The sequence below is a fragment of the Sphingomonas sp. UYP23 genome, assembly GCF_054059235.1.
Window position 1 is genome coordinate 1 of record NZ_JBSSBX010000006.1, and the last position, 15,266, is coordinate 15,266.

Annotated in this window: 18 protein-coding genes and 1 pseudogene; 7 read left to right on the top strand and 12 right to left on the bottom strand. The window is 62.1% G+C overall.

The window, feature by feature from the left end; all coding sequences use genetic code 11:
• Positions 1-336, top strand: a pseudogene (locus tag ACVWYO_RS24790) (MobQ family relaxase); the annotation flags it as partial.
• Between the two features lie 50 nt (positions 337-386).
• On the opposite strand, the gene ACVWYO_RS24795 reads toward ACVWYO_RS24790, so the two are convergent.
• Together ACVWYO_RS24795 and ACVWYO_RS24800 are read right to left on the bottom strand one after the other, a co-directional pair.
• Entirely contained in the window at positions 387-821 is a 435-nt protein-coding gene (locus ACVWYO_RS24795; protein WP_457355791.1) for a hypothetical protein, read from the bottom strand.
• A gap of 3 nt (positions 822-824) precedes the next feature.
• Positions 825-1,088, bottom strand: a complete 264-nt coding sequence (locus tag ACVWYO_RS24800; protein ID WP_457355793.1) for a hypothetical protein — start codon at positions 1,086-1,088, stop codon at positions 825-827.
• A gap of 282 nt (positions 1,089-1,370) precedes the next feature.
• On the opposite strand from ACVWYO_RS24800, the gene ACVWYO_RS24805 reads away from it, so the two are divergent.
• From ACVWYO_RS24805 to ACVWYO_RS24815, 3 genes are all read left to right on the top strand, one after another.
• Positions 1,371-1,802 (top strand): META domain-containing protein, encoded by a 432-nt coding sequence (locus tag ACVWYO_RS24805; protein WP_457355795.1) that lies wholly within the window; start codon positions 1,371-1,373, stop codon positions 1,800-1,802.
• A gap of 149 nt (positions 1,803-1,951) precedes the next feature.
• On the top strand, positions 1,952-2,392 hold the full coding sequence (locus ACVWYO_RS24810; protein ID WP_457355796.1) for a hypothetical protein: 441 nt from the start codon (positions 1,952-1,954) through the stop codon (positions 2,390-2,392).
• A 110-nt stretch (positions 2,393-2,502) separates the two neighbouring features.
• Entirely contained in the window at positions 2,503-3,057 is a 555-nt protein-coding gene (locus ACVWYO_RS24815; protein WP_457355814.1) for a recombinase family protein, read from the top strand.
• A gap of 914 nt (positions 3,058-3,971) precedes the next feature.
• On the opposite strand, the gene ACVWYO_RS24820 is transcribed toward ACVWYO_RS24815, so the two are convergent.
• The 3 genes from ACVWYO_RS24820 to ACVWYO_RS24830 all read right to left on the bottom strand — a co-directional run bounded on the left by ACVWYO_RS24820 (position 3,972) and on the right by ACVWYO_RS24830 (position 6,803).
• Complete coding sequence (locus ACVWYO_RS24820) at positions 3,972-5,165, bottom strand: IS91 family transposase (protein WP_457348794.1); 1,194 nt, start codon at positions 5,163-5,165, stop codon at positions 3,972-3,974.
• Positions 5,166-5,172: 7 nt separating this feature from the next.
• Complete coding sequence (locus ACVWYO_RS24825; RefSeq protein WP_457349571.1) at positions 5,173-6,078, bottom strand: tyrosine-type recombinase/integrase; 906 nt, start codon at positions 6,076-6,078, stop codon at positions 5,173-5,175.
• A gap of 194 nt (positions 6,079-6,272) precedes the next feature.
• Positions 6,273-6,803 carry a hypothetical protein gene (locus tag ACVWYO_RS24830; RefSeq protein WP_457355798.1) on the bottom strand — a complete coding sequence of 177 codons (531 nt, stop codon included), beginning with the start codon at positions 6,801-6,803 and terminating at the stop codon, positions 6,273-6,275.
• Here ACVWYO_RS24830 and ACVWYO_RS24835 point away from each other — a divergent pair.
• Positions 6,802-7,707 (top strand): tyrosine-type recombinase/integrase, encoded by a 906-nt coding sequence (locus ACVWYO_RS24835; RefSeq protein WP_457348793.1) that lies wholly within the window; start codon positions 6,802-6,804, stop codon positions 7,705-7,707. The genes ACVWYO_RS24830 and ACVWYO_RS24835 overlap by 2 nt on opposite strands.
• A 7-nt stretch (positions 7,708-7,714) precedes the next feature.
• Positions 7,715-8,908 (top strand): IS91 family transposase, encoded by a 1,194-nt coding sequence (locus tag ACVWYO_RS24840; RefSeq protein WP_457348794.1) that lies wholly within the window; start codon positions 7,715-7,717, stop codon positions 8,906-8,908.
• A 532-nt stretch (positions 8,909-9,440) separates the two neighbouring features.
• On the opposite strand, the gene ACVWYO_RS24845 is transcribed toward ACVWYO_RS24840, so the two are convergent.
• The 7 genes from ACVWYO_RS24845 to ACVWYO_RS24875 all read right to left on the bottom strand — a co-directional run bounded on the left by ACVWYO_RS24845 (position 9,441) and on the right by ACVWYO_RS24875 (position 14,223).
• A complete protein-coding gene (locus tag ACVWYO_RS24845; protein ID WP_457355800.1) occupies positions 9,441-10,079 on the bottom strand; it encodes a hypothetical protein in 639 nt (212 codons plus the stop codon).
• Between the two features lie 241 nt (positions 10,080-10,320).
• Positions 10,321-11,097: a hypothetical protein gene (locus ACVWYO_RS24850; protein ID WP_457355802.1), complete on the bottom strand. Its 777-nt coding sequence runs from the start codon at positions 11,095-11,097 to the stop codon at positions 10,321-10,323.
• Positions 11,098-11,208: 111 nt separating this feature from the next.
• Positions 11,209-11,649: a DNA-binding protein gene (locus ACVWYO_RS24855; protein ID WP_457355804.1), complete on the bottom strand. Its 441-nt coding sequence runs from the start codon at positions 11,647-11,649 to the stop codon at positions 11,209-11,211.
• A 79-nt stretch (positions 11,650-11,728) separates the two neighbouring features.
• Positions 11,729-12,805, bottom strand: coding sequence for a RepB family plasmid replication initiator protein (locus ACVWYO_RS24860; protein WP_457355806.1), 1,077 nt, complete (start codon positions 12,803-12,805; stop codon positions 11,729-11,731).
• A 464-nt stretch (positions 12,806-13,269) separates the two neighbouring features.
• Complete coding sequence (locus ACVWYO_RS24865; RefSeq protein ID WP_457355816.1) at positions 13,270-13,347, bottom strand: BrnA antitoxin family protein; 78 nt, start codon at positions 13,345-13,347, stop codon at positions 13,270-13,272.
• A 164-nt stretch (positions 13,348-13,511) separates the two neighbouring features.
• Positions 13,512-13,958 carry a hypothetical protein gene (locus tag ACVWYO_RS24870; protein WP_457355808.1) on the bottom strand — a complete coding sequence of 149 codons (447 nt, stop codon included), beginning with the start codon at positions 13,956-13,958 and terminating at the stop codon, positions 13,512-13,514.
• On the bottom strand, positions 13,951-14,223 hold the full coding sequence (locus tag ACVWYO_RS24875) for a mobilization protein (protein WP_457355810.1): 273 nt from the start codon (positions 14,221-14,223) through the stop codon (positions 13,951-13,953). Before ACVWYO_RS24875 ends, ACVWYO_RS24870 begins: the two co-directional genes overlap by 8 nt.
• Before the next feature lie 167 nt (positions 14,224-14,390).
• Between ACVWYO_RS24875 and mobQ the strand changes: the two genes are divergently transcribed.
• On the top strand, positions 14,391-15,266 hold an 876-nt coding region (mobQ, locus tag ACVWYO_RS24880; RefSeq protein WP_457355812.1), incomplete at its 3' end, for a MobQ family relaxase.

Here is a 15,266-nt window from a genome sequence, read left to right on the forward strand (position 1 = left end):
GCGCAGCAACGTCAAGAGCTAGCCGCCGAGCGTGCTCGCCTGGCTGTGCAGGAACGCCAGCAGGCCCATGCCCGGGAGCAGGTGGCCGAGCGGTTCAGGACGATCGCGGCGCGGCGCGAGGCGGGCGCCCACGGCTATGGCGACCATAGCAGCGATTGGCGGGCGGCGCCTGAGGCCCTGCGCAAGGCGGTGGACGCCTATAACGGGGCGAACCAGCACACCAAGGATCTGTATATCGAGCGGATCCAGCGCGAACCCCAGATGGCGCACGCCATGGGGCAGCTCATCCACGATCGCGAGCGCGTCCAGCAACGCGATCAGGGATTGAGCCGGTGACAGGCGACCTTTCCCGTTTCCCAGTCTCGCTCTGTGCTACAAAACACCAACTAATCACGTGAGATTTCAGTGACGCGCCGAGCAGCGGCCAGTTCGAGAATACGGCCGATGACGGTATCGTAGAGCTTGGGCGGGATAAAACCGTAGGCAAAGCGATCCTTGCTCCCAGGCACAGGCCGAATGTCATAACCGGGCCAAGCGAACTGGTTCACTTCATCCAGCACGATCCAGGAGCGATCGTCATCGAGGCCGAGCGCCTGTTTGACGCGGAGCGGCAGCTCGATCGCCTCGCCGTCCTTGGCTGGCGGGGTGTGCGTGATCGGTGCGACCGTCACCCGCGGTGCACCACCCTTGGGGCTTTGCACTGCCAGCACGATGACGCTGGGGCGGACCTTGCGACCCTCCTCCTGCCCTTTGCGATGCTCGTGCCGCCACAGATAAGTATAGGGAATGACCAGGCCCGGTTCCGGGGTAGGAAGCGACAAGGCTCAGTCCATCAGCGCATTGAGATGGTCGTGGCGAGAATCCATCCGTGATGCCGCCAGCGCCTTCAACGTCGCTCCATCCAGCTCCTCGACCGCCAGGGCGGTAGGGGCCATCGCCTTAAGGCGTTGATATTCGTCATAGTCGCGGGCCGACACGAAATACCCGGTGACCCGGTTGTGCGTCACCACGGCGACCGGCTCGCGCTGTGCCTCCTCGCGATAGCGGCCAAAATTACGGGCAAACTCGGTCGCAGCCACCTGTGTCATCGCGCCCTCCTTGGCATTCAAGGGCGATATACACAAAACGCGCGTTTTTCGCAATTAAATTGTTCGAGGATGAGCGTCATGAGGTGCAGGCCTGGGTAATCGGCTTGCTGGAAGGATTTGTCCCCACGGAATCCGAGCAAGGTTCTTCGGTCGCCCTTTCGGCCGACCTACGTTGCAAAAGGAGTCCCTTTTGTAACCTGGCGGAAGCGACCACACCCGTCATCACACTGTGCTATGCCGGCGCACTGATAGCGAACACTCGGAGGCAAAGCGGTGACAAATTTGGCGCTATTGGTCGTTGGAGTGCTCGCCGCTTTTGCCCCTGACGCGGGGGTTACCCACCCTGCCGAGCGCGGGCCGTCAGATCACGTTTGGATTTTGCAGAAATTGCAGAGCGAAAGGGTGATCAAGCGCGGACTGGAGATCGCGACGTTAAGGTTCAATCCTGATCACACGGTCACCGGCACCTGGGCATGCAACAGTGTCGGCCCCGGCAAGCTCACGTGGACCAGTATTCCAGGGCAGACGCATGGGAAGCTCGCGACAGGCGGAGCAAGTGCTGGGATCATCACCGCCGTTGGATGTGGTAACGTGCGTGCCATGGACCTAGCGAGCCGCTTTTGGCTGCAGATGGAGACCGCGCATAAGTGGTCCATTGATCATCGAGGTCTTTCGATCCGCTTCGCAGACGGATCTTCCGCCCGTTTCCTATGAGCAGAGTCGAACGGCAGTTAGCCATGAGACCCGGTCTTTCTTGATGCAAAATTCAAAAGTTTTGCATCAGGGCTGGTGACAAACAGGCCGACAGGAAGTGCCCGGTAGCGGGCATCGCTTTGGCATGCGATTGTCTGGCGATGGAATACGTGAGCGACGAAACAGCGGAGGATCGCCTCTACCTGAGAGGGTTGGCAGTTCGGTATGAACGGCACTCGGGCTTGTGGATGCCGATCATGTGGCGCCTGGCGCTACGCGGTCACACTGGCGCAATGATCGAGCTGGCGGATTGGTTATCTGACGACAACAGCGCCAAATCCTTTGGCACCCCCGCCGATGCGTTCAGTCCCGCAGGACTGTATTATCGGGCGTATCGCAAAGGTGACGCGCGGGCGGCGACCAACGCGGCGATGAGCTGTTTCAATCGGAATGACATGAGCGGATATCGGCATTGGCTTAGGCGCGCCGCAAAGGCCGGCGATGTCGATGCGGGTAAACAGCTGCGCGATTTTGAAAACCGCCTCTGGCATGCTGCTGCTCGCAAAATTGGTCGTTTGAGGCCCGAGCAAAAGCGGGACGAGTTCGCTTAGCGTCACTCGCCGCTGCCCATCTGATGCGAAACTCACAAGTTTTGCATCAGATGAAAAACCGCACGAAAGCAGGCGCTTCCATGATGCATAATTCCAATGCACAATCGCGCATGATTTACGGCTATGCACGCGTCTCATCTTATGGCCAGGACCTGGCGCAGCAGCTCGCCCAGCTCGACGCGGCGGGCTGCACGAAGGTCTATCGCGAAAAGATAAGCGGCGCGACCGCCGAGCGACCCCAGCTCAAGCGCGCGATCGGCGCGCTCAATGCCGGCGACGTCTTGATGGTAACGTCCACCGATCGGCTTGCCCGGAACACCCGCGACCTGTTGAACATCCTTCATGCAGTGAAGGAAGCTGGTGCCGGCTTCCGCTCGATCGCGGAGCCGATGGTGGATACCACCTCGCAGTTCGCCGATGTCATCATCGCCGTGCTGGGGGTTGCCGCCAGCTATGAGCGTCATCGTATTACCGAACGCACCGCTGCCGGCAGGGCCCAGGCCCAGGCCCGTGGCGTCAAGTTCGGCCGACGTGCCGCCCTTACCTCTCACCAGCAGTCTGAGGCCCTACAGCGGCTTGCTGCCGGCGACACGCAGCGCACCGTCGCGGCGCTCCTCGGGGTCAATCAGGCGACGATATCGCGGCTGTCCCGGAGGCAGGGCTGAACGGCGAGGTTTGGTGGGAAGCGGTCGGGCCGCTTTCGATACGGCAGCATTGGATAGTTGATATTCAAAGGGTAGAGTCGAGCCTGTATGGTGGGACCAAGGGGCGGCTAAGTGAAACGAAATTTGTCGATAGCAATCATCGGTTTGCTGTGTTCGCAGCAAGTTGAGGCAGCCCGTTCACTTAGCCCTGAGGCGCGAACAGCTTTTCGCGACGCCGTGGAAGAATATCAGGTGTTCGTTGTCCCTCTCTGTGCCCGACAGGAGGTCGAAGCTTACGTAGGCGCTAGATCAGATCGCGATCGGTCATTCGTCCAATCTCTTCGCCACACGCCTTTGCTCAGGGATTATAAGAACGCCGTTGTCGATCGAGCAAAGCGAAATGAAGGCATAATATTTCATTGCTTTGGACCGCCGCCACCTCCTCCGCCCCCGCTCGGAGCGGCTTCGTCTCAACCCGTGCCAGACAATAAACCGAAAAATACTCTGGCGGAGCATTTTGCGGCAGGCGATAGACAATTTGCTGTTATGATGCGGCTCCGCGACGCTGCGCTTAGCGCATCAAACAACTAGCGTCCGCTTTCGAGCCTACCATGATAGGCGGTGAGCATCCGCGATTGTGAAGGAAATCGGATGCCGTGAGGCGTACGATATCCTCCAAAGCAGGAAGCCGCGGGCCACGTGTACTGGCTATGGGGATTTCGAGTTTGGCCCGGCTGTGCGGCGCGTGTGACGGCTGTCGAGGCGCGTATCGGCGGCCGAGATCATGGTCCCGAGGGGCAGTGTCCGGGGTGCATCTTGCCCATGATCGCAGGTTGAAGGTGCCGCTGATGCAGTCGGTGATGTTGCCAGCACGAGCGGCAGCATCGCCGGAACCGCAAGACCTGCGTGGCGGGATGAAGCTGAGCCATGCGGGGTCATGGCGTGGTCGTCCCGGTCGATGCGGTGCTCTGCGGCGGTGCGCGCGGCTGCCGCCAGCGTTCGAAGGTCTCTATGACGACCATGTGCCCGCCGCAGCATGGACATGGCGGTCGAACGTCTTCCGGCCCGGTCGGCGCATCGGTGATGGCCGGCGGTGCAACGCCAAGTAGCTCACGGATCCGCTCGAGCTGCCCCTTGCGGGTGGCACCGGCGAGCAGGCCGTAGTGACGGATGCGGTGGAAGCCTTTTGGCAGGACATGGAGCAGGAAGCGGCGGATGAACTCATCGGCCGCGAGCGTCATGGTCTGCTGGCGGTCGGCTCCGTCTCGGCGGTAATCCTTGTAGCGGAACGTCACGCCGGTCTCGTCGAAGCGCAGCAGCCGGCCGTTCGAGATCGCCACCCGGTGGGTGTAGCGCGACAGATAGGCGAGCACCGCCTCTGGTCCCGCGAACGGTGCTTTGGCGTAGACGACCCAGTTCTTCTTCCGGACCGGCGACAGGTGGCGCAGGAACGCACGCCGGTCGGCGAGATGGCCCATGCTTCCGAAGAAGCCGAGCCGCCCGGTGTCGCGCAGCGCCATCAGTCGGGTGAGGAACAGGCGGCGGAACAGCTTGCCGAGCACGCGCACCGGCAAGAGGAACGCCGGGCGCGACGACACCCAGCGGCTGCCGTCGGGCGACAGCCCGCCGCCCGGCACAATCATGTGGATGTGCGGGTGATGGGTCATCGCCGATCCCCACGTATGCAGCACCGCGGTGATGCCGATGCGTGCGCCAAGATGCTTGGGGTCGGCGGCGATGGTGGTCATCGTCTCGGACGCCGCCTGGAACAGCAGGCCGTATAGCGCGGCCTTGTTCTGGAGGGCGATATCGGCGACCTCGGCCGGCAGCGTGAACACGACATGGAAGTAACCGACCGGGAGCAGGTCGGCCTCACGCTCGGCCAGCCAGGCGCGCGCGGCGGCACCCTGGCACCGCGGGCAGTGTCGGTTGCGGCAGCTGTTATAGGCCACCCGCCAATGCCCGCAGTCGGTGCAGGCTTCGACGTGACCGCCCATGACGGCGGTACGGCAATGTTCGATCGCCGACATGACCTTCAGCTGGTGCAGGCTCAGGTGCCCCGCATGCGCCGTTCGATATGCGGGACCAGCGCCGCGAAAGATGTTGGCGACCTCGAGGGAGGTCCGCACGAGGGCGTCAACCGGGCGGCGTCTTGCCCTCCATGAGCGCCATCAGCCGGTCGAGCGGGCTGGTCACGGCGCGGATCGTGCGCGTTGCGACCTTGGTGTAGAGCGCGGTCGTCTCGAGCTTGCTGTGCCCGAGCAGCACCTGGATCACGCGGATATCGACGTCCTGTTCGAGCAGGTGAGTGGCGAAGCTGTGCCGCAGCGTGTGCGGGCTGACGCGCTTTCGAATCCCCGCCGCCTCGGCCGCCTCGCAGACGGCACGGTGCAGTTGCCGGGTCGAGATCGGGTCGGTGTAGCTGCGCCCTGGAAAGAGCCAGCCGTGCGGCAGAAGGACACTGCGCCGCTTGCCTTCGCGCCACCACAGCCGCAGCAGCTCGAGCAGCTGCGGCGACAGCATGGCGTTACGATCCTTGCGGCCCTTGCCCTCCTCGATCCGGATCAGCATCCGCTTGCTGTCGATATCGTCGGCCTTGAGGTGCGCGACCTCCGACACGCGGAGACCGGCGCCATAGGCCACGCCCAGCGCCGCCCGGTACTTGATGCCCGGTGCCGCCTCGAGCAGCTTGGCCACCTCCTCGACGCTCAGCACGTCGGGCAGCTTCCTGGGACGATGCGCCAGCACCAGCCGCCGCGACAGGTCCGGCCGCTCGAGCGTCACGTCGAACAGGAAGCGCAGCGCCGACACCGAGCCGTTGATCGTGCCTTCCCCGACACCGTGCTCGCGCTGATGAAGCTGAAAGCGGCGCACATCCTCGGCGGTCGCGGTGTCAGGCGAACGCCCGAGGAAAGCCGCGAAGGCGCGGACGTGGCGGATATAATCATGCTGGGTCCGCGACCGCATCGCGCGCATCGCCATGTCGTCGAGCATCCGTTGACGCAGCGGGGTGACGGGTCGTTCGATCGGTACAATCGCCATGATGAAGTTCCTTTGGTTGAAGGAACTCCATCGTCTGCCGCCGCTGCCGCCGGGCCAAACCTCACCGCAAAGGCGCTACCTCACCACCAACACCAATGCCGCGCAGCGGCTTCGTGCTGTGGGCGGTTCCTGCCGTTTCAAAAGGGAACCCTTTCGCAACACTGGGACGGCAGAAAACGCCCCAAAAGCAGACGTTAGAAGACAGTCAGTCGGCCCTCATCATCATAGATTTGCCCGCATTCGAACTTCCCCTGATCGCTATAGATACGAAGCAAATCGCCTCGAACGAATGTCAATGTGAGGCAGAATGGTTCTACTAAAGCTGTTGTCACCGTCTGGCCGAGGAGATGGTGAACGTAGATAGGCCCAAGTCTGTCCGCATCGGTATTATGGCGATGAACTACGCCTTCACTATCGACATGCTCTAAGTCGCCTTCAACAGCGATGTTACCTTTGTCGAAGACGAACTCAAATCGCCAAAATCCGAGGCAAATCTGCTCAAGCGTTTTGCCAACGAGGAACTGCAACTCTGACGCGACGGGGAACGGGTGCATAGCGCTTGATCTGCCTTTTCCGCTATCATGGCAACGACTGCTTCCCACCAAAGCACGAAGCCGCTGCGCGGCATTGGTGTTGGTGGTGAGGTAGCGCCTTTGCGGTGAGGTTTGGCCCGGCGGCAGCGGCGGCAGACGATGGAGTTCCTTCAACCAAAGGAACTTGATCATGGCGATTGTACCGATCGAACGACCCGTCACCCCGCTGCGTCAGCGGATGCTCGACGACATGGCGATGCGCGCGATGCGGTCGCGGACCCAGCATGATTATATCCGCCACGTCCGCGCCTTCGCGGCTTTCCTCGGGCGCTCGCCCGATACCGCGACCGCCGAGGATGTGCGCCGCTTCCAGCTTCACCAACGCGAGCAGGGTGTCGGAGAGTCCACGATCAACGGCTCGGTATCGGCACTGCGCTTCCTGTTCGACGTGACGCTCGAGCGACCCGACCTGTCGCGGCGGCTGGTGCTGGCGCGTCGTCCCAGGAAGCTGCCCGACGTGCTGAGCGTCGATGAGGTGGGACGGCTGCTCGAGGCGGCACCGGGCATCAAGTACCGGGCGGCGCTGGGCGTGGCCTATGGCGCTGGCCTGCGCGTGTCGGAGGTCGCGCACCTCAAGGCCGACGATATCGACAGCAAGCGGATGCTGATCCGGATCGAGGAGGGCAAGGGCCGCAAGGATCGTAACGCCATGCTGTCGCCGCAGCTGCTCGAGCTGCTGCGGCTGTGGTGGCGCGAAGGCAAGCGGCGCAGTGTCCTTCTGCCGCACGGCTGGCTCTTTCCAGGGCGCAGCTACACCGACCCGATCTCGACCCGGCAACTGCACCGCGCGGTCTGCGAGGCGGCCGAGGCGGCGGGGATTCGAAAGCGCGTCAGCCCGCACACGCTGCGGCACAGCTTCGCCACTCACCTGCTCGAACAGGACGTCGATATCCGCGTGATCCAGGTGCTGCTCGGGCACAGCAAGCTCGAGACGACCGCGCTCTACACCAAGGTCGCAACGCGCACGATCCGCGCCGTGACCAGCCCGCTCGACCGGCTGATGGCGCTCATGGAGGGCAAGACGCCGCCCGGTTGACGCCCTCGTGCGGACCTCCCTCGAGGTCGCCAACATCTTTCGCGGCGCTGGTCCCGCATATCGAACGGCGCATGCGGGGCACCTGAGCCTGCACCAGCTGAAGGTCATGTCGGCGATCGAACATTGCCGTACCGCCGTCATGGGCGGTCACGTCGAAGCCTGCACCGACTGCGGGCATTGGCGGGTGGCCTATAACAGCTGCCGCAACCGACACTGCCCGCGGTGCCAGGGTGCCGCCGCGCGCGCCTGGCTGGCCGAGCGTGAGGCCGACCTGCTCCCGGTCGGTTACTTCCATGTCGTGTTCACGCTGCCGGCCGAGGTCGCCGATATCGCCCTCCAGAACAAGGCCGCGCTATACGGCCTGCTGTTCCAGGCGGCGTCCGAGACGATGACCACCATCGCCGCCGACCCCAAGCATCTTGGCGCACGCATCGGCATCACCGCTGTCCTTCATACGTGGGGATCGGCGATGACCCATCACCCGCACATCCACATGATTGTGCCGGGCGGCGGGCTGTCGCCCGACGGCAGCCGCTGGGTGTCGTCGCGCCCGGCGTTCCTCTTGCCGGTGCGCGTGCTCGGCAAGCTGTTCCGCCGCCTGTTCCTCACCCGACTGATGGCGCTGCGCGACACCGGGCGGCTCGGCTTCTTCGGAAGCATGGGCCATCTCGCCGACCGGCGTGCGTTCCTGCGCCACCTGTCGCCGGTCCGGAAGAAGAACTGGGTCGTCTACGCCAAAGCACCGTTCGCGGGACCAGAGGCGGTGCTCGCCTATCTGTCGCGCTACACCCACCGGGTGGCGATCTCGAACGGCCGGCTGCTGCGCTTCGACGAGACCGGCGTGACGTTCCGCTACAAGGATTACCGCCGAGACGGAGCCGACCGCCAGCAGACCATGACGCTCGCGGCCGATGAGTTCATCCGCCGCTTCCTGCTCCATGTCCTGCCAAAAGGCTTCCACCGCATCCGTCACTACGGCCTGCTCGCCGGTGCCACCCGCAAGGGGCAGCTCGAGCGGATCCGTGAGCTACTTGGCGTTGCACCGCCGGCCATCACCGATGCGCCGACCGGGCCGGAAGACGTTCGACCGCCATGTCCATGCTGCGGCGGGCACATGGTCGTCATAGAGACCTTCGAACGCTGGCGGCAGCCGCGCGCACCGCCGCAGAGCACCGCATCGACCGGGACGACCACGCCATGACCCCGCATGGCTCAGCTTCATCCCGCCACGCAGGTCTTGCGGTTCCGGCGATGCTGCCGCTCGTGCTGGCAACATCACCGACTGCATCAGCGGCACCTTCAACCTGCGATCATGGGCAAGATGCACCCCGGACACTGCCCCTCGGGACCATGATCTCGGCCGCCGATACGCGCCTCGACAGCCGTCACACGCGCCGCACAGCCGGGCCAAACTCGAAATCCCCATAGCCAGTACACGTGGCCCGCGGCTTCCTGCTTTGGAGGATATCGTACGCCTCACGGCATCCGATTTCCTTCACACTTCCGGTCGTAGCCGATTCAATGATGCGCATCGGATTTGCGCATCAGAATATGCTAGGATTGCCGCAGTTTTTGCAGCGATGCAAAACTTGTGAGTTTTGCATCAGATGCGAAAAGTGGTTGTCAGCGGCCAGGCCGGCTGACGGGCAGCAGGTGGAAATTGCAACGGTAGGTTTGCGGCCGTCCTTGCCGAAAAAGACGTTTGGGGGGGCAATCGCGCGGCTCTTATCGAATCACGGCCCGGTTGATGAGAAAACCGATGGATCAAAGCTTGCTGGCAGGGGGCGGTGCGTCTGCCGATCGCCGTCGGGCATCGCCGCTACGGCTTGGGTTGAGCTAGGCTGAAGGTTGAAGCGTAGATCGTCCGCCAAATAGGCGGTCACGGCAGTTTCTGCCGGAAGTCTACCGCTAGTCCCGTGAATAAAGATCATTGGCCACGAAACAAGCAAAGCGCCTCCAATTGACAACAAGCCTTGTCCATAACCATGGCGGGCCGTGCGCCCTGAGAGGCGAACAGGCCCGCTCGGCGTCTCGACATGATTAATTCGGATATCAAGCTGACCGCGCTTTCCAAAATGACCATTGCGCTCCGAACGCATAACTTCGCCGACTGCAATCGAGCCGACCGGAACGACAACTTGACCACGATACATCAGGGGTTCCGCCACTTCCAGATAGAAGCGATCCCCGGCGTGACTGTCCTTGGTATTGAGCTCCGTCCGCGTGGCGAGCTGCAATGGCGTACCCATCGGAAAAGAAGCCATTCGACCCGCACTAGAAGCCGGTGCTGCCCACTGCACGTTATACTGTGCAGCCGCCATTGAGGGCAGACAAGCAGCGAGAGCAACGCTCGCAATCAAAACATGCTTCATTTCAAATGCCCCCAGATTACAATCTCGAAGCGACGTACTTTCTATAAATCTAAAAATGCTTATCGTTTAGGGTAAACAGATTCACAGCGACAACTGCCAGCATTTGGTCTCCCAAGCGGTCGATGACGGATATCGGGAAGCGGCCGAAGCTCGACAAAAAGGTAAATTCTGGGGTCGGCGAACCGGCGGCTTAGCCCTGATGCGACGATGCAAAACTTTTGAGTTTTGCATCATTTCCGGGTCATTTAACGCGTCGGAGGAGGTAGGTTTTTTCGACTCCGTCAGCCTCGCGGTGAACACTGACCTTGATGGTGTGACGGTCCGGCTGAAGGCGCAGCGTCTGCAACGCAGTCTTCTTGCCGTCGAGGGACATTCTCACGATCACGGTGTCGTTCGCCTGAGTAGTCACGCTAACCCGCCCCGTCTCGGCGTCACCACGAATTGATACGGGCGGGCCACCAATAACGGCAGTGTAGCCATAGCCGTCATGCCCCAGGAGGCTGTAGCGACCGTCGCGAAGCCTGATCGTGTCGATCAAGCCCGTTTGGCTTTTCTTGATCGATACAGCACGCCAAGCACCCGACACCAGATGCTCGCCGGGGCTGTGACGCCCGTCGCGGGCGGAATCGATCACGGTCGAAACTGCACGGCCATTCGGTTTGCCGAAATCGGTGATCGTCCTTCGCATCGATTGCCCGTCGCCGGAGGCGGCATAGGTTATTGAGTAGATTATCTTGCCTCTAAAGCGATCGAGTTCTCGTACGCGACGCCGATCCAGGATCGTGACAGCTACCGCGTCTACATAGGGGACGTCGCCAAGGGAGTGGAACTGCCCATCGGCCGGTACGCTGACCGCTCCCTTGCTTCTCGAAAACCGCTTACCCTTCACCACAACCCGTTCCGGCTCTGGCTCCTTGCTCAAGGTGCTGAGGTCCGTGGTCCAGTCGCCATTGAAGTCGTTCAGGGAGGGAGCAGGCTGTTGGGCGAACAGCACGAACGAAAGCAGGATCGGAAGCATCTGCGGATACTACGCACTCTCCTATTCGATGCAAACTTTCGAAGGTAGCAGAAGCGCTAACGGCCGCTAATGGATCGCGTCTGCGTCGCAAAAGAGACCCCTTTTGCAACGTTACTCCTCGGGTCGGCCGAACAGGCGACCAAAGAACCCCCGCTTGGATTCCGTAGGGCCGGGTCCTGCCAGCAGCCCAATCACTCGGGCCTGCGCCTCGCGTCGTTCCTCGTCCGACCGATCAAGGCGCTGACGAAGATCACCGATCGTGCCGTCTCGGTCGCGCAACTGTTCCAAAGCGGCATCAAGGCGTGCCTGTAACACGTTGGAATTGGCGGTGTTACCTGTTCCACTGTCAGTGTTGCGCATTGTTTCAGATAGCGTTTCGCTAACCGTTGCGGAAGACTTCGGTGGATAGACCCGGTGCAGTTCAACCGGTTCGATCGAGAACGATCCACTCTCGTTCTTAACCGCTGATATTCGGCCACTGTTGATCGCTCGTGAGATAGATGCCTTGCTGATGCCGGTGGCCTTAGCAGCCTCGCCCAAGGTGTAAGCCATCTAACCAGTACCCCGTTGCATATCGTTTCAAATTGCCGTCAGCTAACAGTTAGCAGGAACACGCATCATTGGAAACGGATCAGGCTCGTCCCCACTTGGCGGAACACCCCGTAACCCATTTCGTCCAGTCCTCCTTGAGGGCATCCCCGACAAGCTTGCGACGGCGATCCTTGAGAATTCTAACGTATTGGTCGGCGAGCCTTTGGACGGCATGGCCGCCACCCAATGTCCGGCCGATCGCATAGAGTTCTGGAGTTTGGAATTCGTCCACGCGGTCATCGGCGGGCCATCGCAGGGTATCGGAAACCGACATTCGCGTTGCTGCTACAGCGATGAGGCTGGCAGCATCGACGATGGTATCTGCGGTGCCCTCACGCCGCGATCGACGTCCGGTGCTGTGGCGTCCTGCCTCATCGGCTGCGGCATTGGTGGCGTCGTCATCCTTCGTCGTGAAGGTGAGGGTGACGTGGGTGATCTTTCCCCGAGCACCACGCTTTTCGGACCAGTCCATAGTGAATGCGGCGAGTTGATCGATCTCGGCCTTTGCCAGGTCGAGAACGAAACGTCGGAAATCAGAAAAGTTGAGCATCGTTTTGGGAGCAACGCCGACGCGCTCTCGCAGCTCTTCGATTGTCCCGGACCATCGAGGTTCGCGGCGTCCAGCGAGTAAGCACCCCATCTCGTAGAGCGTGATTGCGTATTTTGATCGGAAGGCCAGCAGTGCGGCCCGGTTTAACCGGGCATAATAATCGCTGCCCTGAAGCACAGCCCGAGCTGGTGCCGTAAATTCCCACTCTACAGTGGCAAGGCCATCGTCAGTATGTTCGTTGAGTGTCCAAGCTAGCAGCGCAGCGGTAAGCGTGGCTGACCGACCCTGCGCCGATGTGGATGGCATCCGAAATTTGATGTCCATCAGCTCATCGAGCGTGTCCTGTATCCTGTCGTTGGACTCATGACTGCCTCGAAGATCGCGCTTTGCAATCACGTGAGAGCCGGGCTGCCATGCTTCACCCGCAGCTTTGGCAATCAAAAGTGCGAGGGTTTTGCGCGCTGCCAAGGACGGAGAAACACCTGCGCCAAAGCGGGCCTCAATGAACTCGCCGGCTTTCACGATTGCGTGTCCATTACGCACAGCGGCTGTCGAAGCCGCTTTCATCGTACGGCCGAGGGAGGGGGGATCGGACATAAGCAAGGTGTGCATAGAAACGAGCTACGTATCAATATCTATTCGTACCTCGCTTCTGCGACTCTAGCCCGCCCCATTCCTCGTACCTGACCGCCCCATTTCTCGTAGGTCGCCGCCCCATTCCTCGTACCTGACCGCCCCATTCCTCGTAGGTGGAGCTGTTTCTTGCTTTACAATCAAAGGCTTATTTCTCCTGAATCATAGAATCATAGAGAATTAGAATCATCGCGAGTGCGCGCGAGGCACGATCCGAGATAGAATATGGAATTGGCCTACGGCCAATGCGCTGCTGATGCGTGCCGGCTACGCCGTCACAGAGCGGCCTAACGGCCGCAGGCTTGACGAAGAAGAAGTTGGTCGAGGGCCGACCATCTACCGATTGTCAGGCGTCGTGGCGGTTCAGCGAGGGATTAGATCCGACCCGTTTTCACCAGTTAGCGAAGCAGGGCGTTCACACAGGTCTGCCATCCGGGGCCGCTGCCGCGCAGATGCTCGACCGTCTTGGCATCCAAGCGGATTTTGACTTAGGCCGCCCGCGCCGGGAGGGTGTCATGCCGGCCATGAACGTGGTGTCCATCGACGGGTTGTCATCGTGCAGCTCGGGATCAAACTTGGTCATAGTAGAACCTCACCTCGTGCTTGTCGGCATTGGCGCGATTTATCGTACACCCATAAATTACCCGGCCGGTTGCGGTTGCAAGGGCATCCATCCGTCTTTGCAGGCCCGGGTCTTGGCGTTCCAGTGACCGGCGCAGCCGTACATGCGCTGCTCGATCTTGGGTTCCTTGGCCCAGTGGTAGGCGAGGGCGGCCGCAAAGATCAGCCCCAGGCCGATCAGGGCGGCGTAGAGCCATTCCTTGAACCGATCGAGCCAGATACCCGTGCTGGCCCGCTGCAGCCGTCCTGCGGCCTGCTGAAGGTCTTGGACCGTCAATCCTACCTGCTGGCTCCAGTCGGCCCGCTGGCTGGCCTCATGCGCGATCTGGCGGGCCAGCGCGGCCGTTTGCTCCGCGACCCCCTCGGCCCCGGCTTTGCGCATGGCATCGAGCAGAGTTCGGTAATCCGCCTGGGGATCGCTGGAGGGGGGAGCGTCGAAATCGGAAGGGTCAAACGGGTCAGCCATCGATAACACCCCGGAAGGTCCAACCCTCGAACGCCCTGCGGTCTTGGTCACGAACGATCCGGTCCATCAATTCTTTAAGGCCGGCTTCCCACTCCGCGTCCTTCATCGCAGCATCGAGGAGCAGACCGCCGAGGATGATTTTGCGGCGGGCATCGGCCTTGCGGTTGAGGGTGGCGGTGCGGGCTTCGAGCAACTGCAACCGGGCCTTGGCTTGCTGGACCTTGAGGCGGGCATTTTCTATAGCTTCGGGTGTGGGAGCGGCCATGATCGGTCCTTTCGCTACAGCATAGAGGTAGCACTACACCAGAGCGACTGAAAGGAGTAAATGGCGCACTTATGCAAACTTGCGTTTGCGTGCGTCGGGGGGTACCCCCGAACCCCAGCGGGCTGTCGCCCGCGCCATGCTCCCGCATGGCAAAGGAGTGCGCGGCGATGGCGAGCTTCCATCTTGCGGTGAAGACGGTAAGCCGCTCTGCCGGTCGCACCGCGACGGCAGCAGCAGCTTACCGTGCGGGTGTGGAGATCGCGGACGAGCGCACCGGCGTCGTCCACGATTACACCCGCAAGCAGGGCATCGAACACCGCGAGATCGTCGCGCCTGCCAACGCACCCGAATGGGTGCGCGACCGGTCGGCGCTGTGGAACGCGGCCGAGCAGGCCGAGACGCGCAAGAATTCGACGGTCGCGCGGGAATATGAAATCGCGCTCCCGGCCGAGCTGTCTGCCGACGAGCGCCGCACCCTTACGCTGGACCTCGCCCGTGAGATCAGCGAGCGGCACGGTGTGGCGGTGGACGTGGCGATCCATGCACCTGGTCGGCAGGGCGATCAGCGCAACCACCATGCGCACCTTCTGACCACGACGCGGCGGATCGGCGCGGAGGGGCTGGGGGAGAAAAGCCGCGAACTGGACCAGAAGGCGAGCGGGGAGGTCGAGCGCTGGCGGGCGCGCTACGCGGAGATGCAGAACGCAGCGCTGGAACGGGCGCAGGTGGCCGAGCGGGTCGATCACCGCAGCCACCAGCGGCGCGGGATCGAGCAGGAGGCGACGGTGCATATGGGGCCGGGGGTGGCGGCGATGGAGCGTCGGGCCGAGCGGGAGGCGCAGCGCGAGGGCCATGCGTATGAGCCGGTGACGGAGGTTGCCCAGCACAATGCCGGCGTCCTCGAGCGACGCGGTTTGCGTCAGTATATCGAGCTCGGATCGGAGTGGCTGCGCGATGCGAGCCAGTGGGTGGCGGGCCGGCTGCACGGGTTCGCGGCAACGTTGAGCGGCGCAGTGGAGCGCGATCGGCGCGAAGCGGCCGAG